This window comes from Streptomyces sp. RLA123 (genome assembly GCF_056270165.1).
Genome location: NZ_JBWDOR010000003.1, coordinates 8,029,749 through 8,047,477, shown reverse-complemented (window position 1 = coordinate 8,047,477; position 17,729 = coordinate 8,029,749). Strand labels below are relative to the sequence as shown.

The following is a 17,729-nucleotide window of genomic DNA, read 5'->3' as shown; positions in this document are numbered from 1 at the left end:
ATGCAGGTAACACGTCGCCGTGTCCGTGTCGAGAAGGACGCCCGAGGCCTCCACGGCCTCCTCGGCCGCCGGTTCGGCAGCCGGAGAGGCCTGACGCTGGCAGCCGCCACCGCCGTCGTCCTCGCCACCGGAACCGGCATCGGGTTCGCACAGACCACCCAGTTCGGCCACGACCAGGTCGGCCAGATCACCCACCACGGCCAGGTCGTCTCCGCCGACCAGTACCTCGATCCGTACGGTGAGCGGCTGGTCATCAACAACGGCAAGATCATGTCGTCGACGGTCAGCCCGGACGGCAGCCACCTCGCGGCCTCCGTCACCGACGGCGGCATGGCGCTCGCCGTCGTGGACGTGAAGAACTGGAAGGTCCAGCAGCTCGTCGGCAACTCCGCCACGGCGGACCTGCGCATCGCCGGCAACGACGTGGGCCAGGAAGGCCCGACGTACTCCCCCGACGGTACGCAGCTGTGGCTCGGCCAGACCGACGGCTACACCAAGTTCACGGTGAACCCGGACGGCACCCTGGCCAACCCGGTGTCCGTCAAGATCCCCGCGGACGGCGCCAAGCACGCCCTGGTGGCCCAGCCGGTGTTCTCGGCCGACGGTTCCACCGTGTACGCGGCGGTCAACGGCCAGAACCGCGTGGTCGCCATCGACACGGCGACCGGCACCGTCAACCAGAGCTGGGCCGTGGGCAACGCCCCGCGCGGCATGGCCCAGGTCGGCGGCAAGCTGTACGTGAGCAACGAGGGCGGGCGTCCGGCGAAGGCCGGCGACACCACGATCAACTCGTACGGCACCCAGGTACCGGCCGATCCCTCCACCGGCGCCACCACCACCGGCACCGTCAGCGTCATCGACCTGGCAAACCCGGCCGCGGCCGTCGGGAGCATCGACGTCGGTCTGCACCCGACCGCGGTGTACGCCAAGAACGGGGCGCTGTTCGTCACGGACACCGCCACCAACGACGTGTCGGTCATCGACACCCGCAAGGACAAGGTCGTGCAGACCATCGCCACCCGGCCGTGGCCGGAGGCGTCGGTGGGCTACGAGCCCAACGCGGTGACGCTCACCGACGACGGCCGTCTGCTGGTGACGCTGGGCCGGGCCAACGCGGTCGCCGTCTACCGTTACAAGTCCGCGCAGGAGCCGGTCAGCTACGTCGGCCTGCTCCCGACCGACTACTTCCCCGCGGAGATCGCCACCGTCGGCAACCAGGTGGTCGTCTCCAACACCCGCGGCATCGACGCCCGCCGCCCCACCACCAGCGGCAGCCACGGCACCCACGACACCACGTCGAGCCTGCAGCGCTTCACATTGCCGAGCGACAAGGTCGTCAAGGCCGAGACCGCCAAGGTCTTCCGGCAGAACGGCTGGACCAGCGGATCGGTCAAGCTCGCCAAGGGCAAGGGGAAGGGCCCGAAGCCGGTGGCCGTCCCGCAGCGGCTCGGCGACCCCTCGACGATCAAACACGTCTTCCTGATCGTCAAGGAGAACCGGACCTACGACCAGGTCTTCGGCGACATCCCGCAGGGCAACGGCGACCCCTCGCTCGCCCAGTTCGGCGAGAACGTGACCCCGAACCAGCACGCCCTGACCCGGCAGTTCGGCCTGTACGACAACACCTACGACATCGGCACGAACTCCGCCGAGGGCCACAACTGGCTGATGCAGGCCGACAACCCGGAGTACACCGAGTCCTCCGCCGGCGAGTACCTGCGCAGCTACGACACCGAGGACGACGCGCTCGGCCACCAGCGGACCGGATTCCTGTGGACCGGTGCGCAGGCGGCCGGCAAGTCGGTCCGGGACTTCGGCGAGTTCCACCAGTTCCTGACCAAGCCGACGGGCGCCAGCTGGCAGAACCTGTACTGCGACACCAAGAACATGCAGGCCACCGGAGACGACACGGCCTACAAGCTGACGTCGTCCTCGCCCATCCCGTCGCTCAACAGCGTCTCGGTGCCGGGCTTCCCGAAGTTCGACACCAGCGTCCCCGACGTGTACCGGGCCGAGATCTGGAAGCGGGACTTCGAGCAGAACGGTCCCGCGAACCTGAACATGTTCTGGCTCTCCAGCGACCACACGGGCGGCACGGCCGGCCCGGCCGCCCAGGTCGCGGACAACGACCTCGCGGTCGGCCGCATCGTCGACGAGATCTCGCACAGCGCGTACTGGAAGGACTCGGCGATCTTCGTGGCCGAGGACGACTCCCAGGCCGGGCTGGACCACGTCGACGGCCACCGTGCACCGATCCAGATCATCAGCCCTTGGGCCGGGCACGGAACGGTCGACAGCCGCTACTACTCGCAGATCACGATGATCCGCACCATCGAGCAGATCCTCGGGATCCACCCGATGAACCAGAAGGACAGCGCGGCCACCCCGATGACCGGGGCGTTCGCCAAGAAGCCGGACTACACCCCCTTCACGGCGCTGCCCAACCGGACCTCGCTCACCGACGGCGTGAAGACCGCGCCCGCCTGCGGCCTCGACACCCCGGCACCCCAGGACCCTGCCGCGGCACCCGTGCCGTCGACGAAGGTGCCGGCGGACAAGCAGGCGCTCGCGGCGCAGTGGGACTCCTGGAAGTCCAAGCAGCGCCTCACCGGGCCGAACGCCAAGCCGGACTTCGCCAACCCCGCGCAGATGAACCACCTCACGTGGTACGAGACGCACGCCTGGTCGAAGCCCTACCCCGGTGAGGACCGTGTCTTCGCCCCTGACGACGTGCCGGGCGCGTACATCCCGTCGGCGGAGACCGACGGCTGACGCGGGCCGATCACATCGGGGCCCCTGTCCGGTGCACTCCGCCGGGCAGGGGGCCCCACCCTTCGGCATGTCAGGGCCGCTACCCGCGGCGCAGCACGGTCGGTCAGCATCCGGCCCGCACTGAGGGGACAGGGGGACCTCGACAGCTGGACCACGGCCGACACCAACCGCGCCGGCCACCGCCTTCAACGGACAGGGGCCGGCGGGCCGGGGTGCGGCGCGTGCGCTGATCGAGACGGTTGCCGGGGCGGCCCGGGAGCGGGGGCGCCGCGCGCCTGTACTGGACCACACAGGAGGGCAACACCTCCGCCCGCGCCCTGTACGACAAGGTCGCACGGTTCAACGGATTCATCCGCTACGACCTTCCGCCGGCCTGATCGCCCCTCAGGCGGCAGTCGCGAGGATCTTCCGAGCTCCCCTGCGGGCGAAGGTGTGCCGGCACCGGGCACGGACCCTGCGGTGGGAGGCAGCGCTCTCGGCCGGTGAACTCGATGCGGAGTGCCGCGTGAGGGGTCGGGAAGAAGGCCTGTCCGGGAGCGGATGCCGCACGGCCTGTGACTACGCCCCCGGAGGCAGGACGTGGGCCCCCTCGGTGTGCTGCACTGCCGCCGGCGCCAGCGGGCGGCGCCCGCTGTCAGAACGCCGCCGCGCACCAGCCGGGGGACGACGGCGCGCGGCGGCGGACATGGTCAACCGGAGACGGCGATCACCGGTTGTGGCGGACGACCTGCGGGGCGATGTCCTCGGTGAACGTGTCGCCTTCGGAGGACTTGGCCAGGCCGGCCTTGGCGCCCGTGGTGCCCGCGGTGCCGCAGAACGCGGCTTCCAGCGTGCCTCCGAGGACGGTGTTGACCGTTCCGTTGTTGGAGGTGTTCGCCATCGAGGTCATGCTGCGCTTGCCGTCGGGCGTGCTGAACGCGTAGGTGTAGAAACCCTGGACCGTGCCGGTGTGGCCGTAGACCGTCACACCGCACGAGAGCTTCCTGGCCCGCAGGCCCAGTCCGTAGAACTGGGTGCCGTCCGCGTTGACCGGGACCATGGTCATCATCTGCTGCAGCTGCGCCTCGGGGACGAGCTTTCCGGAGACCAGCGCGGAGAAGAAGCGGTTCAGGTCGGCGGCGTCGGAGATGACCGCGCCGGCCGACTGAGCCCACGAGACGGTCTGCTCGGTGGAGTCCACCAGCGGCAGCGTGGTGTCGTCCGGTCGCAGGTAACCGCGGGCGGAGGAGCCCGAGATGGCGGTGGACGGGTGGACGTAGGAGGTGTTCTTGAGCTTGAGCGGCTTGAAGATCCGCTCCTGGTACTGGGTGGCCATCGGCACACCGGTGAGGTGCTCGATCATCTCGCCCAGCACCACGAAGTTGGTGTTGGAGTAGCTGTAGGCCGCGCCCGGCTCGTTGGTCGGCTCGTGGGCCGTCGACAGGTCTATCAGCTCCTGATAGGTGAACACCTTGTTCCGCACGGACTCGAAGCCCGGAACGGTGTCGTAGAACATGTCGTTGGTGTAGTCCCACAGGCCGCTGCGGTGACTGAGCAGGTGCCGCACGGTGATGCGGTCGTCCGGCAGCGGCTCGGGCAGGTAGGTGTTGGCCGGGGCGTCGAGGTCGACGCGCCCCTCGGCGACCAGCTGCATCAGCACCACGGTGGTGAAGGATTTCGAGACGCTGCCGACGCGGAACCGGCGGTCCGCGTCCATCGCCGTGCGGGCGGCGGTGTCCGCCAGTCCCATGGAGATGCGGTAGCTCGAGGTGCCCGAGTCGATACGGGTCAGGGCACCCGGGGCGCCGTCGGCCATGGCCTGCTTCTGCACGGCCAGAACGCCCGCGATGTCGGGGCGGGGCAGGGACGGCGTCGCGGCGACGGCCGGCGAGGCGGCCAGAGTGGTGATCACGGCGGTGCCGGCGAGCATCGTGCTCGCAATGGTGAGACGCATCCGGTTCTCTCTGTCGTCGGTCGGGGTGGGGGAGGACGAACGACCCCGGGCCCAAAAGCCCGCATCGCTCGTCGCCCCACAGCAATGGACCAGGCCCGTACGCGAGTTGTGACACGCGGGCAGGAAACGGCACCGAACCGCGCGCCATGGGACAGCCACCGAGGTGTCCCCCCTCCGTCAGTCCAGCGCGTCGCGCGTGGGCTTGGCCGGGCGACCATAGCGGAAGCGCCACCGGTCACGACCGCGATCCGCTGGGCGACCAGCGTGATTGAGCCAATAACTCACGGACCGCGCCAAGGGGGGGTCCTCGCACGTCTGCCCTCACGGGCACCGCGGACGCGGCCCCGGCTGCCTTCAAGCTCGCGTTCCCTTCGACGCCGCTACGGGGTGACCGGGGGCAGCCATGACGAGACCCGAACTGACGGGGTGCTCGTCGTTGACGAGTACAAGCCGGCGCTTGGCCCAGGAGTCGACCCTGTTGCAGGTCCAGGCGGGGTCGTACGCCGCGGTGGGCAGCTGGGGGCGGTGTTGGCGGTGAGGGTGTTGGAGAAGACGCCGCCGTTCCGGAGCGCCGGGGGGGGTCGGGCGCTATCCGTGTGTGTGCAGCGGCTTGCCCGCGAGGGCGAGGAACGCCTCCCCCAATGCCTCGTTCTGGGTCGGGTGGGCGTGCGCCAGGGAGGCGATATCGTCCGGATGGGCCTCCCAGGCGACCGCGAGCTGTGCTTCCGCGATGAGTTCGCCCACCCTCGCGCCGACCATGTGGACACCCACCACGGGGCCGTCCTTCTCGCGGACCAGCTTCACGAAGCCGGACGTGCCGATGATCTGGCTCTTGCCATTGCCTGCGAGGTTGTACTCGACGCACTCCACCCGGCCGGCACCGAACTTCTCCTTCGCCTGTGCTTCCGTGAGGCCGACGGACGCGATCTCCGGGTCGCAATAGGTGAGGCGGGGAATGCAGGCGGCGGCGACCGGCGTGGGGCGGAGACCCGCGATCTCCTCCGCGACGAACATTCCCTGCTGGAAGCCGCGGTGCGCGAGCTGGAGCCCGTGAACGATGTCCCCCACGGCGAAGACCCCCGGGCCAGGGTGCGGAGGGTGTCGTCGACCCGGACGAATCCACGGTCCAGTGTCACACCGACCTCCTCGAAGCCCATGCCGGCAGTACGGGGTCCCCGCCCGACGGCGACAAGGAGGACGTCGGCCTCCAGCGGTACGCCTGACTCGAGGCTGACCGAGACCCGGCGCGCGTCCTGCTCGACGGCACCGACCCGGACGCCGGTGCGCGCCGCGTGCGCAGCCGCTTGAGCTCGTCCAGGTCGCGGTCGATCAGTGCCACGCGGCCACGCCTGGGCAGTTCGCATACCGCGTCAGCCACTGCGACCATGCGCGGTTGACCGCGCTCGAGATATTCGTCCGCTCGCTGCCGCGGGTTGCCGCTCCAGAGCCCTTCGTCCGCCCCGAACTACCGGGCCGCCGTCCCGCCGAGACCAGGCTGGCCACCGTGCTCGTCGCGCTGCTCCGCAATCGCGGCTTCAGCATCCGCGAACTGCCGTTCACGGGACTCGCCCGCAGTACGCTGCACGGGTTGGTCCATCGTTTCGACCCGAGTACGCACCGCCGGCAGCAACTGTCCGCCATAGCTGGTCCGCTCGGTTGCACCCTGCCCGATCTCTTCGCGGTGGCCGGTGAGCCGTATTCGCAGGAACTCCGCCCGATGCTCCACTGCCACCACCTCGGGCGAGTCTTCACGGCCGCCGTACCCCTGACCACCGCTCAGCTGATCGAGGCCGCGCAGGAAGCGGATCGCCTGAGCATTCGCGAGGACCACGGAGTATGGCGGCCCGTTTCACAGGGTTCTGCCGAGGAGTGCCCGGACCTCCGCTGACTGCAGGGGGCCGCCTCCGTAGGCTGGGGCGCTGTCGGGCCCGGCCGGTGGCGGGCTACCGCGACCTCCAGGGAAGACGCTTCCGCCCGCCTGCCGGGCGGACATCAACAAGATCAAAGCGGTCCTCGTAGCACACGAGATGCCTGGTCCGGCCGGGACCGGAGTCACTGACGTACCCCACCCGGTCTCGCGTGGTCGAGTATTCGTGAGGCAGGTCGACCGCCAGGAACAGGTCGTAGTAGTCGCTCACAGAAGGACCCTGGTGACCACGCATTCGCAGACGACACCCCGACTCCCGAGCCACGGTCAGCGCCCGCTGGACCGTCGCAGTTGTGGTTCGCCTGGTTTGCACCAGTCCAGGCTGATGCGAGTCCCATCGGAGAGGATGTTCGCGGGAGCGTGGACGCGATGTCGGCCGTAGCGATGAGTCTTGTGCGGATCCGCAGTCGAACCTGATGGATCCACCGACAGCGGTGGCCTGTGCCGGGAACGTTCCAGCGCGGGAAGAAGCACATGGAGGCAGCGATGGGCGTCGACGACCCCGAGCGGGAGCGCACGATCCGGACGGGCGAGCAGGGGACGCGGGTGAGCGGTCCCAGGGTGTTGGTGGCGGGGGCGAGCATCGCGGGACCCGCGCTGGCCCACTGGCTGCGTCGGCGGGGGGCCGAGGTGACCGTGGTGGAGCGGGCTCCCGAGCTGCGTCCCGGCGGGCAGGCGGTGGACGCGCGCGGGGTCGCCAAGGAGGTCATCGGGCGCATGGGGCTGGACGCGGCGGTCCGCGCGGTGTGCACCGACACCGCCGGCGCGTACACCGTGGACGCGGACGGGCAGGTGCTGGAGACCTTCCGCGCGGACGACGACGGTGGCGACGGGTTCATCGCGGACGTCGAGATCCTGCGCGGGGATCTGTCCCAGGTGCTCTACGACGACACCCGTGACGGCGTCGAGTACATCTTCGGCGACCGAATCGCCGAGATCGCCCAGGACGCGGACGGGGTCGACGTGGTCTTCGCGGGCGGCAACCGGCGACGCTTCGAGCTGGTGGTCGGAGCCGACGGGCTGCACTCGGCGCTGCGGGCGATGGTCTTCGGGCCGCATGAGCGGTTCCTCCACCACCTCGGGCATGTGCTGGCCTTCTACAGTGTGCCCAACAAGTTCGGGCTGGACCGCTGGCTGCTCGAGTACCAGGACCAGGAGTCCGGGCGCTCAGCCCTCCTGCGACCCATCCAGGACGCCACCCGGGCGATGGCCATGTTCTACTTCGCCTCGGCCGACTTCGACGTCGACTACCGTGACGTCGCGGCCCAGAAGCGCCTGCTGCGTAGCCGGATGGCCGGCCTGGGCTGGCTGGCCCCCGACATCCTCGCGCACCTGGACGACACCCCGGACTTCTACCTCGACCAGGTCGCCCAGGTGATGATGGACCGCTGGTCGAGCGGACGGGTGGGGCTGCTCGGGGACGCGGCGTTCAGCTCGTCGCCGATGTCCGGCCAGGGCACCGGGCTGGCACTGGTCGGCGCGTACGTGCTGGCCGGCGAGCTGGCCGCCGCCGAGTGGGACCCCGGCACCGGGTTCGCCCGCTACGAGGCGCGGATGCGCTCGTTCGTCGAGGCCAACCAGGAGATCGGCCGATTGAACGCCCGCACCCGCGACGTCCCCGGGCCGGACGCGGAGCCGGGCCCCGATTTCGCCGGCGAGTGGTTCGCCGAGCTGGTCGGGCGCGCGATCAACGGCATCGAGCTGCCCGACTACGCGGGGGCGCCGGACTCCGCAGCCCCGGCCGGATCACCGATCACCTCGTCCGCCAGGCCGTAGGCGTCACATCACGTGTGGAGAGGAGCCACGATTCGATAGGACACCGTCGGACGGCCTCCGCTCATGCCGCCGGATCGCTCGCCCGTCTCGTCTGACGGCAGTTGTCAGTGCGCCGCTCGTCGGAACGGCTCTCTGTCGTCCATGCGGCGGGACGTGTTCGTGCCGGGTAGCTCGTGACCGTCGGGCTGTGACCGCGGCGGAGCGCGTACGCGTCCGTGAGATAGACGAGGACGAGGGCAGGCGGTTGCTGCGGATCGCCGCAGGGGGACCGGTTCGGATAGCCGGGCAGCACGACAGGCGACGTGTCCGTACGGCGAACCGCCGTACGGACACGTCCTGGGCTATCGCCCGTAGCAGATGCCCGTGTGGGCGCCGTCTTGGCCGCCACTGTAGTCGTACGCCTGGAAATCGAAGTAGGAGCTGGTCTTGGGACCGAAGCGGCCGTCCACGCCCAGCACGTTGCTGCCCCAGTACTGGTTGATCCTCGTCTGGGCGTTCTTCATCGCCTGCTCGGTGGCGGGGCCGAAGTCGGAGTCCTCCCCGATGCTCTGGGCGAAGCAGGCGTTCAGACTCTCCTGCACGGCCAGCACGGCGATGTTGTGGTTTCCCCGGACCACTACGCAGTTGTAGTTTCCCGAGCCTCCGCTCGTCGACGGCACATGAAGGTACCAGGACCCCCAAGCAAGCACGTTGGTGAAGCCGTTGCACGGGACCTCGGCGGCGGAGGCCGCGGGGGCCGAGCCGAACAGGCTGGCTGCCGCCATGAACACCACGGACAGGATTCCAGCGCTTAAGGACTTCCTCATCAAGCCTCCCGGACAGGGCGACGCCATGGAGTCGAGGCGTCACCTACGGTCTCGCGGACCGGATCAGAATGGCAGTGCGCATGACAAATGACAACGACGTAATCTGGTCATGGTCACGGGAGATCCGAAGCCGTCTTCCTCATACGGGCCCGGCAGTCAGCCGCTGTCTCAGCGGTTGACGCGCCGGCGCGCGTCCGCCGGCCAGGATCCCGTGCTGACCATGTGTTCCACGATCCTGAAGGCCTCACCGATGGGCACGGTGTCCTGGTCCGGGTACTCGTCCTGCTGCCCGTTGGAGAGAACGAACCCCACGCTCGATCCATCGCCTCCCGGGTCCACGGCATGCTCGCCGGGATCGCCCTCGCCGCCGAGCAACATCACCATTGCCCGCTCGGTGTTCGTCACGAAGGCCAGCGATCGCCCGCGCGAACTGGTCAGCGACGTCTCCAGCAGACCTCTGCTGACCCTCTCCCGGAGTATCTCCGGCACCACATCGAGAGGCGTCAGGACAGTGTTGTCGTCGTCGATCACCCATGACTCGATCATGAGCACGACGATCTCACGGACTGATCGATGGACGGGGACTGCCACCCGGCACGATGTGGTCCTGGCCGAACGGCGTACTCCTCCCTCGCGATCAGGGAGTACCTGCGCACGCATACCCCATCCCGGCCGATCAACGGGGAGACAGCCTCCGCCAGGGCACAGCCGGGACAGGGGGCCTTCATCGCTGCCAGAGGAAGGCGGCCTCGCTGCAGGAACAGCAGTGAAAGATGCAACCGCGGCCACCTCCCCCGAAGTTGGCGGAGGTGGCGAGGTCGGCTCCCTCTTCGAGTTCGGCCGTGAATGTCATTCGGACCGCGCAGGAGGGGCAGTCGGGAGTCTCATCACCCTGGATCCAGTCGGGTTCACCACCCAGGCGTCCCAGGACCGGCTCTGCGGTGGGCGTGTCAGCCGGGTGGGGATGCACTGCGGTGACCGCACTGAGCAGCGTCTCGCCGTCGGCGGGGACGGCAGCCGCCGTGAGCCGGCCCCGGAAAACGAAGGCTCGGTTGGCGCCGGTGGTGGCGTCCCAGTCATCACACATACCGGGGGCGTTCTGGCAGAAGAACACCGGGACCACCCCCGGATCGAGGGGCAGGTGGGCGAGAAACTGCATGGGCTCGCCGCACTCACGGCATGTCGGCCAGACGAATCCGTCCGGAAGCGGCACTCCGCCAGTGCGCAGTTCAGGGGCGTCAGGCAGAGCGTCCCCGCCATGGATCAGCAGCGTGGCCACAGCCTACGGGCGACCTGACAGGCCGCCACTGCCCCGATGGCCGCGTACGCGCGAGACCAACCGCACCCTGCGCCAACGCGCGCTGCACTTCGGCGTCTTCAACGCCCGCTGCCCTCAAGGCAGCGGCTCGCGTTCAGGTGGGAATCCGGCCGGCCTCGCGCCGCAGGCGGATGAGGAGGGCCATGAAGTCCAGATCGCCCAGGCCGGTCGAGATGCACGCCTGGAGCAGTTGCTGCACGACGCCCGTGACCGGGAGCGGGACCCCGCCGGCCGCGGCCGCGTCGAGGGCCAGATCCAGGTCCCCGCAGGGGTTCGCGGCCGGTGAGGGAGCGGTGTTCAGCTGAAATCGCGGGCGGCCATCCCGATCGTGACGTCGCGGGAGATGTCGTTGAGGCTCGTCGAGGTAGCGACCTCGTGCTCGTTTCGGGTGGTGTGGCGATGGATGATCTTGCAGCCCCCCCTCTTCCAGAACCGGTCCCGAGGCGAACCAGACAGGACCGTCCTCGTCACCGGCTGCTGGAACTCGCACTCGACGGCTTCCGCCCCTAAAGCCCAAGGCCGTGAAGTTAGGGGCTGATCGTTGGCGTCAAGATGTTGATGCTGAGGGTTGCTTTGTAGGTGCGTCGGTCGACGCGGAGGCTTTTGTATGCGTATCGGGACAGGGGGCGTTTCACGGCGCGGGGGCTAATGCGGAGGCGGCGGGCGGGCATGAGGTGGTCCAGGACAGCCCGGCCGATCGCCCCGACGAGGTCGATCGTGGTGTCTGCGATGATGCCCGCGGCCTGGATGACCTGGTCGCGGGCCGTTTGAAGAGCGATGCTGAAGCTGGCCCGGTCCGGATCGACGCCGGGCGTGGCCTCGGTGGCGTCGGCGATCGCGATTCGCAGGATCTGGTAGGCGCTGAGCAGGGCGTAGACCTCCTGGGCGATGCCGGCCCAGGTCCTGGAGCGCAGGACCCTGCGGCTGAGCATCGATTTCTTGATTGCGAAATAGGCGGACTCGATCTCCCACCGCTCGTGGTAGAGGCTGACCAGGCTGGATGCTGGGTAGCGGTGGTGGTCGAGGAGGTTGGTGGCCAGTCGGTACAGACCGGTTTGGCGACCCTGGCTGGTGGTGATGGTGATCTCGCACTCGATGATGCGGACCTTGGTGCTGCCGAAGCGGGAGAGGTAGGAGCCGTCGTCGAAGTGGTCGAGGACCGGCGGTTTGCGGGCTGCCGTGACGCGGGCGAGGAAAGCGGCCTCGGTGGCGGCAACGGCGGCCAGGAACGTGTTCCCCGAGAAACCTCGGTCGAGCAGGACGATCATTCCGGCACGCAGGGAGCGCATCAGCCGCTTGCCGTGGACGGTCTCGCCGCTGGAGCGGGGACCGAAGGCGGCGTCCAGGACCGCGCGGGTGCCACACGCCACGAGCGTGGCCAGGCAGATCTGCGGGTAGCCGGAGGTCGCGTACTGATTCGTGGTCTTGTCCAGGCGGGCCCGGTGCAACGGGCTGTCGGGGACGTCGAGGTAGGTTCCGTCGATCGCGACGGTCAGCAGGCCCTTGAAGCGGGCACCGTCGGTGCGAATCGCCGTGGCCGGCCCCCGCAGCAGGTCGAACAGGGCCCGCATCGGACGGACCCCCAGACGGGTCCTGGCGTCCCAGAGCGCCGTGCCTGTGACCTTCGCGACCGGTATCGCCTCCAGCGCGGCGGTGAGCTTGCGCCAAACAGCCAGATACCCGCAGTCCTCGAACAGGGCTGCGGCCAGCAACAGATAGACCACCACCCGGGCGGGGATCTTCCGCAGTCGTTGCTGGACGGCGCCGGTCTCCTCCAAGGCCTCGTCGACCATCTCGAACGGGACGATCTGGGTGAGTTCTCCGAGGTGTCCGGGCGCGAACAGGCCCTTGGCTACCGTGATTTCACGCGTGATGACACACTGATCGGACAGCGGAGCCTCCGGTCCTGTGAACGGCTGTCTTGGTCGACTGCCAGTTCTACCGGGGCTCCGCTTCTCACATCCCGAGTAACCACAGATCAGGGCACACTTGTCAGCGCTCTCAAAGACGTAACTTCACGGCCTTGCCCTAAAGCCTCCCGAAGACCTCGGGGACGTAGCTTGCCCCCGGGTTTCTCCTTCGCGCCCGAGACCGTCACCGCGGCTGGCGCGCCTCGGCGCTGCCCGCGCGATTCCGCGGATTGAGGTCTTCGAGCGTCACAGGGAGGTCATGATCCGCGCCACGGCTTTGTCGCGGGCATGCCCTTCGAGCGCCGCCCATTCGGCGACGTCCAGGGGCCACCACTTGTCCACGTAGCCGATGACGACATGGCGGCCGTCCTGCCGCACGGTGTGCTGGGGGTCGCCGGGCTCCGCGCCCGCGGCAACGACGGCAGCGGCGGAGGCGGCATTGCGGCACTTGAGTCGGGTCTCGGGCATGGTCAGCGCTCCTGCGTTCGCCGTGATCGACCGTCTAGGTGGTCACATGGCGCAAGAGATTAGCCCCAAAGGCGATCGCCGCGTCAAGAAAGTACGCGTCTGACACAATCTGACCGCCACCGGACCGAATCGGGGCGCCGGGGGCTGAGGCAATGCCGCCGAAGACCGCGTGGCCGCCGGCCCCCTCAGGCCGAGACGAGCGCCGACAACTGCGGCGAGTACGCCGCGTGCAGGACCAGCGCGGCACCGCCGACGACGGCGGCGTCCGTGCCCAGTGCGGAGGCCGCGACCTCCACGACCCTGATGTGGCGGGCGAGCGGCCGGGCGGCCAGGACGGATGCGACGGCCTCGACGTACCGCGACTCGACGTGCGCGATGCCTTGGCCGCCCAGGATGATGAGGTCCACGTCGATGAAGTTCGCGATGCAGCCCCTGATCGACAAGGGTGACATCGTTGTCGGCTCGAAGCAGACCGACATCAAGCAGACGGCGATCCAGGGGTGGAAGGCGGAGAACGCCCAGTCGCGCATGGACTCCTGCTGACCTCGACGTACAACGGCGGCAAGAAGCCGGACGGCGTCCTGTCCCCGAACGACACCCTCGCCCGCGCGATCATCACCTCGGTGCAGGGCTCCGGCAAGCCGGTCCCGGTCGTCACCGGTCAGGACTCCGAGGTCGAGTCGGTCAAGTCCATCATGGCCGGCGTGCAGTACTCGACCATCAACAAGGACACCCGCAAGCTCGTCGCCGAGACGATCAAGATGGTCCAGTTGCTGCAGAAGGGCGACAAGCCGCAGATCAACGACACCACGTCGTACAACAACGGCAGCAAGGTCGTCCCCGCGTACCTGCTCCCGCCGATCATCGTCACCAAGGACAACGCGGCCGAGGCCTACGCCAACGACCCCAAGCTCTCGCCGCTCACGAAGTAGGTCCGCGCCACCCGTGGGCAGGGCCGGAACCGGCCCTGCCCACGGGTGCATGAGCCGAGTGTGTGGACGACGGGCGCAAACCCGGTGGCGTCCGGAGCGGAAGTCAGGAAGGCTGCCCTGCATGGTTTCGGTAGTGCAGAACGTGGCGATCGACTGTGCGGATGCCTATGAACTGGCCCGGTTCTGGAGCGGGGTGACGGGCCATCGACTGCATCCGGAGGACGCTCCGGGTGCTCAGGAGACTCAGGTGCTGCTGCCCGAGGGTCCGGTCCTGTACTTCAACGAGGTGCCAGAACCCAAGAAGATCAAGAACCGGATCCATCTGTGCCTGCGTCCCGAGACCTCGCGGGACCAAGAGGTGGAACGGCTGCTGGGCATCGGTGCCACCTTCGTCGCCGACCACCGGAATCCCGACGGCTCCGGCTGGGCAGTCCTGGCCGACCCCGAAGGCAACGAATTCTGCGTCCTTCGCAGTGAGTCCGACCGAGCCGCGGCGCATTGAAGCCCACCAGCCGTCCCGGCCGGTCCCGGATACCTTCCGGCACATGACCGACGAGAGCTACGCGCATCCACGGCTGGCCGCACTCTACGACCCGCTCGATCCGGATCGTACGGACCTCGACGCCTACCTCGACCTCGCCCAGGAGTCGGACGCGCGGCGGGTACTGGACATCGGCTGCGGCACCGGCGTACTCGCGCTCCTGCTGGCCGATCGAGGAGTCGAGGTCGTCGGGCTCGATCCTGCCCGGGCCTCCATCGACGTGGCCAGGGCAAAGCCGGGCGGCGAACGCGTGCACTGGATCTGTGGTGACACCACCGCCCTTCCGCCTCTGCGGGTGGACCTCGTCACCATGACCGCGAACGTCGCCCAGGCGATCGTCGCCCCGGACGCCTGGCGGCAGACGCTGACCGGGGCCCGCGAAGCCCTGCGGCCGGGCGGGTGCCTGGTCTTCGAGACCAGGGACCCGGCTGCGCGCGCCTGGGAGACGTGGAACGACGCGGCCTCGCGCAAGGTCACGCGGATCCCGGAGGTGGGCACGGTCGAGAGCTGGGTCGAACTGGTCGAGGTGAGCCCACCTCTCGTCACGTTCCGCCGGCACTACGTGTTCGGCGCGGACGGGCAGCACCTCACGTCGGATTCGACCCTGCGCTTCCGGGAACGCGAGGAGGTCGAGGCCGACCTGACCGCGCAGGGCTTCCGACTGCGAGAGGTCCGCGACGCACCCGACCGCCCGGGCAGGGAACTCGTCTTCGTCGCCCTGCGACCCTGACCTCATGCCGACGGCGCGCGTGCCACGGCTTCGACGAGGCCCGGGCGTTGAGGACCCGCGGTCGGGCTGAGGACCCGGCCGCGGGCGGGCGGCCCTTCTGGTCCGATTACTCGTCCCACACCCAGGTGACCCGCTCGTACAGCGGCTCGAAGCCGGTGCGCAGCATGTTGTGGAGGGACGTGTTGTGGTCGCCCGGGCCTTCCGCTCCGGTCTCGGCGACGAGCCAGCGACAGCCTGCGTCGTGGGCCGCCTGGGCGCGGGCCGTGAGCAGCGCCGACTGGGCGCCGCGGCCCCGCGCCTCCGGAAGCGTCGCTCCGCCGAACATGTCGGCGCAGTCGCCGTTCACGAAGACGCTGCCGACCGCGACGATCCGTTCACCCTCCCAGACGGCGTACTGCCGCCAGTTCGGCCTGCCCACGCATGCGGCAGCCATGTCGATCATGGCCGGCGCGGTGAAGCCGAAGGTCGCCATCATCACGGTGGCCCACTCGCCTGCCTGGTGGCTCTCGACGAGACCGACGCGCAGGTCCGGGTCGAGCGCGGCCGCACCGTCGGCCGCGGCAACCGCGGTCTGGACGTCGCATCCGAGCTTGACGAAACGGGCGCCCTCGGTGAGATTCCACTTACCGGCGGTCGAGGTCCAGTCCGACGGCAGCAGTGACGGCGCGATCATGAACGAGCCACGAGCGACGCCCTGGGCACGGTAGAAGCCGCACACCTCCTCCACGACGTCCGCGGTGATCGGCTCGGCAGGCCCGAATCCCCCGGCCCGGTTGAAGAAGCGGCTCGGGTCCTCGCGAATGGCCAGTGCCCGCGCCGAGCCGAACTCCTGCGCGCCGATGCCCAGTGCCCCGTGCACGTCCGCGGGTGCGCCGGTCACGAAGTCGGCATAGGCCCTGATCTCGGTCTCTTCGGCCAGGCCGGTCGGTACCGTGGTCCTCATGCGTGGTTCCCCTTGTCGTGGGTGGTGACGAAGTCGAGCACGGCGGCGACGAACCGGTCCGTCTCCTCGATGTGTCGAAGTGGCCGCTCGCGGTCAGCTCGCAGAGCCGCGCGTCCGGTATTCCGGTACGGATCTCGTACGCGAAGCGGGGAGGGCAGATGAAGTCGTAGCTGCCGACGATCACCAGTGCCCGCGCTGCGATCGTGCCGAGCCGGTCGCGTACGTCCCAGTCGGCGGGGAGCCGGTTCGGGTCGTGGGTGGCCCGGAGGGCGGGCGCGGTGCCGATGCGCCTGGCCGTTGCGCGGTGGTCGGCGAAGTAGGCGGGCAGGAGGGCTTCGAGGTAGCGCTCCCTCGCCCTGCTGTCGGTGATCTCCAGCGTCCCCGACATGCGGGCGTCCCACACCCGCCCCGCCTCGGCGGCCTCGGGCCGGTCCGGCCGGCGGCGGACGAATACGGCCATCTCCTTGGTGGCCGTCTCCATCAGTTCCGGTCCGTAGACGGGCGCGGTGTCGTAGAGGATCAGCCCGTCGAGGCGCTCAGGGTGGTCGATGCCGAACTGCAGCGCGACGAAACCGCCGTGGGAGTGGCCGAGGAAGTAGGCGGTCGGCGCCCCGAGGTCATTGAGGACGGCTTCGGTGAAGCGCGCGTAACGGGACATGGAGTAGTCCCCGTCCGGCAGCGGGTCGCTGTCGCCCGACCCGACCGGGTCCACGTAGACCATGGTCAGATGCGGTTCCAGCGCGGGTACGCGCAGGTACTCGGGGTGCACACCAGGGCCTCCGGAGTGCACGAGGCACACCGGCCGTCACCCGTGACCCGGTAGACCTGGCGCACGCCGTCGACCACGACGCTCCGCACCTCGGCGGCACGCCTGCCGTCCTCCGCCTCGTGATGGGTTGCGTTCATACCCACACGATGCGGTGAGCGCCGAAGGAGTTCGATGAGCCGCCGGGCGGTGGCGCGCGGTGCGGGAGGTGGCGTCGTCGTGGACCTGGTCGCCCATGCGCACCAGCGCGCCGGCCAGCCGCGCCCGCGCCTGGTGGAGCCTGCTGCGCACGGTGCCGACGGGAGCGCCGCACGGCAGCGCGATCTCCTCGTAGGACGTGACATCCGTGAAGTAGCGCGGCATGGTCACCAACCGCAGCCCGGGCGACAGCTCCTCCATCGCGCTCCAGATCCAGTTGCGCAGCACGTGCTCGTCCAGCACGTCAGCCGGGTCGGACGGACCGCCCGAGCGGTCCATGGCGACCAGTCCCTCGAGTTCTGCCACGGGCACGGCCGACTTCTTCCGCGGCTGAGCGCGGCAGACGTTGCGAACCACCATCCGCAGCCATGCGCCGGCGGCCTCCGGGTCACGCAGATCCCCGATGCGCCGCAGTGCGATGAGCGCGGCTTCCTGCACGGCGTCCTGGGCGTCCGGGCTGTGGCCCAGCAGGGCGAGCGCGACCCCGTGCATCGTCGCCTGGTGCCTGGCGAGCAGCAGGCCCAGGGAACCGGCGTCGCCTGCCTGCGCGGCCCGTACCAGGTCGACGTCCAGCGGCGCCCCGTGCGACAGCAGATCAGTCATATCGGGACCATTCAATCAGAACGGCCCGCGCCCGGGCCCGGTCGCTCCCGCGGCCCGGACCGCTCCCCCGGGGCGAGCGCGAGCCCGGCAGCCCGGCAGCCCGGCC

The 17,729-nt window shown here is 69.4% G+C and carries 17 protein-coding genes and 2 pseudogenes; 7 read left to right on the top strand and 12 right to left on the bottom strand.

The window, feature by feature from the left end; all coding sequences use genetic code 11:
• Positions 1-2,772 (top strand): alkaline phosphatase family protein, encoded by a 2,772-nt coding sequence (locus RV983_RS36845; RefSeq protein WP_475990055.1) that lies wholly within the window; start codon positions 1-3, stop codon positions 2,770-2,772.
• A gap of 706 nt (positions 2,773-3,478) precedes the next feature.
• On the opposite strand, the gene RV983_RS36840 is transcribed toward RV983_RS36845, so the two are convergent.
• Together RV983_RS36840 and RV983_RS36835 are read right to left on the bottom strand one after the other, a co-directional pair.
• On the bottom strand, positions 3,479-4,705 hold the full coding sequence (locus RV983_RS36840; RefSeq protein ID WP_475990054.1) for a serine hydrolase domain-containing protein: 1,227 nt from the start codon (positions 4,703-4,705) through the stop codon (positions 3,479-3,481).
• Between the two features lie 588 nt (positions 4,706-5,293).
• A pseudogene (locus tag RV983_RS36835) lies at positions 5,294-5,946 on the bottom strand (FAD-dependent oxidoreductase); the annotation flags it as partial.
• 152 nt (positions 5,947-6,098) lie between these two features.
• Here RV983_RS36835 and RV983_RS36830 point away from each other — a divergent pair.
• Together RV983_RS36830 and RV983_RS36825 are read left to right on the top strand one after the other, a co-directional pair.
• Entirely contained in the window at positions 6,099-6,593 is a 495-nt protein-coding gene (locus RV983_RS36830; protein ID WP_475990053.1) for a helix-turn-helix domain-containing protein, read from the top strand.
• Positions 6,594-7,106: 513 nt separating this feature from the next.
• Positions 7,107-8,408 (top strand): FAD-dependent monooxygenase, encoded by a 1,302-nt coding sequence (locus RV983_RS36825; RefSeq protein WP_475990052.1) that lies wholly within the window; start codon positions 7,107-7,109, stop codon positions 8,406-8,408.
• A gap of 341 nt (positions 8,409-8,749) precedes the next feature.
• Here the strand turns inward: RV983_RS36825 and RV983_RS36820 are convergent, their stop codons facing one another.
• The 7 genes from RV983_RS36820 to RV983_RS36790 all read right to left on the bottom strand — a co-directional run bounded on the left by RV983_RS36820 (position 8,750) and on the right by RV983_RS36790 (position 13,317).
• Positions 8,750-9,172 (bottom strand): peptidoglycan-binding domain-containing protein, encoded by a 423-nt coding sequence (locus tag RV983_RS36820; protein ID WP_475990051.1) that lies wholly within the window; start codon positions 9,170-9,172, stop codon positions 8,750-8,752.
• Positions 9,173-9,382: 210 nt separating this feature from the next.
• A complete protein-coding gene (locus tag RV983_RS36815) occupies positions 9,383-9,760 on the bottom strand; it encodes a hypothetical protein (RefSeq protein ID WP_475990568.1) in 378 nt (125 codons plus the stop codon).
• Between the two features lie 178 nt (positions 9,761-9,938).
• Entirely contained in the window at positions 9,939-10,493 is a 555-nt protein-coding gene (locus RV983_RS36810; RefSeq protein WP_475990050.1) for a YwqG family protein, read from the bottom strand.
• 133 nt (positions 10,494-10,626) lie between these two features.
• Entirely contained in the window at positions 10,627-11,022 is a 396-nt protein-coding gene (locus RV983_RS36805; protein WP_475990049.1) for an NAD-binding protein, read from the bottom strand.
• A 37-nt stretch (positions 11,023-11,059) separates the two neighbouring features.
• The gene (locus tag RV983_RS36800; protein WP_475990567.1) at positions 11,060-12,376 is read right to left on the bottom strand and encodes an IS4 family transposase; all 1,317 of its coding nucleotides are present in this window, start codon (positions 12,374-12,376) and stop codon (positions 11,060-11,062) included.
• Positions 12,377-12,688: 312 nt separating this feature from the next.
• Positions 12,689-12,910 (bottom strand): hypothetical protein, encoded by a 222-nt coding sequence (locus tag RV983_RS36795; protein WP_475990048.1) that lies wholly within the window; start codon positions 12,908-12,910, stop codon positions 12,689-12,691.
• Positions 12,911-13,095: 185 nt separating this feature from the next.
• Positions 13,096-13,317 carry a hypothetical protein gene (locus tag RV983_RS36790; RefSeq protein ID WP_475990047.1) on the bottom strand — a complete coding sequence of 74 codons (222 nt, stop codon included), beginning with the start codon at positions 13,315-13,317 and terminating at the stop codon, positions 13,096-13,098.
• 4 nt (positions 13,318-13,321) lie between these two features.
• Between RV983_RS36790 and RV983_RS36785 the strand changes: the two genes are divergently transcribed.
• The 4 genes from RV983_RS36785 (at position 13,322) to RV983_RS36770 (ending at position 15,113) form a co-directional block, all read left to right on the top strand.
• Complete coding sequence (locus RV983_RS36785) at positions 13,322-13,453, top strand: hypothetical protein (RefSeq protein WP_475990046.1); 132 nt, start codon at positions 13,322-13,324, stop codon at positions 13,451-13,453.
• Positions 13,411-13,842 carry a substrate-binding domain-containing protein gene (locus RV983_RS36780; protein WP_475990045.1) on the top strand — a complete coding sequence of 144 codons (432 nt, stop codon included), beginning with the start codon at positions 13,411-13,413 and terminating at the stop codon, positions 13,840-13,842. The genes RV983_RS36785 and RV983_RS36780 overlap by 43 nt, the downstream gene beginning before the upstream one ends.
• 121 nt (positions 13,843-13,963) lie before the next feature.
• Entirely contained in the window at positions 13,964-14,344 is a 381-nt protein-coding gene (locus tag RV983_RS36775) for a VOC family protein (protein WP_475990044.1), read from the top strand.
• 43 nt (positions 14,345-14,387) lie between these two features.
• Positions 14,388-15,113 (top strand): class I SAM-dependent methyltransferase, encoded by a 726-nt coding sequence (locus RV983_RS36770; RefSeq protein WP_475990043.1) that lies wholly within the window; start codon positions 14,388-14,390, stop codon positions 15,111-15,113.
• A 106-nt stretch (positions 15,114-15,219) separates the two neighbouring features.
• On the opposite strand, the gene RV983_RS36765 is transcribed toward RV983_RS36770, so the two are convergent.
• The 3 genes and pseudogenes from RV983_RS36765 to RV983_RS36755 form a co-directional block, all read right to left on the bottom strand.
• A complete protein-coding gene (locus RV983_RS36765) occupies positions 15,220-16,056 on the bottom strand; it encodes a GNAT family N-acetyltransferase (RefSeq protein WP_475990042.1) in 837 nt (278 codons plus the stop codon).
• 85 nt (positions 16,057-16,141) lie between these two features.
• Positions 16,142-16,846 (bottom strand): annotated as a pseudogene (locus RV983_RS36760) (alpha/beta fold hydrolase); the annotation flags it as partial.
• A gap of 15 nt (positions 16,847-16,861) precedes the next feature.
• Complete coding sequence (locus RV983_RS36755) at positions 16,862-17,623, bottom strand: RNA polymerase sigma factor (RefSeq protein ID WP_475990041.1); 762 nt, start codon at positions 17,621-17,623, stop codon at positions 16,862-16,864.
• Positions 17,624-17,729 lie beyond the last annotated feature (106 nt).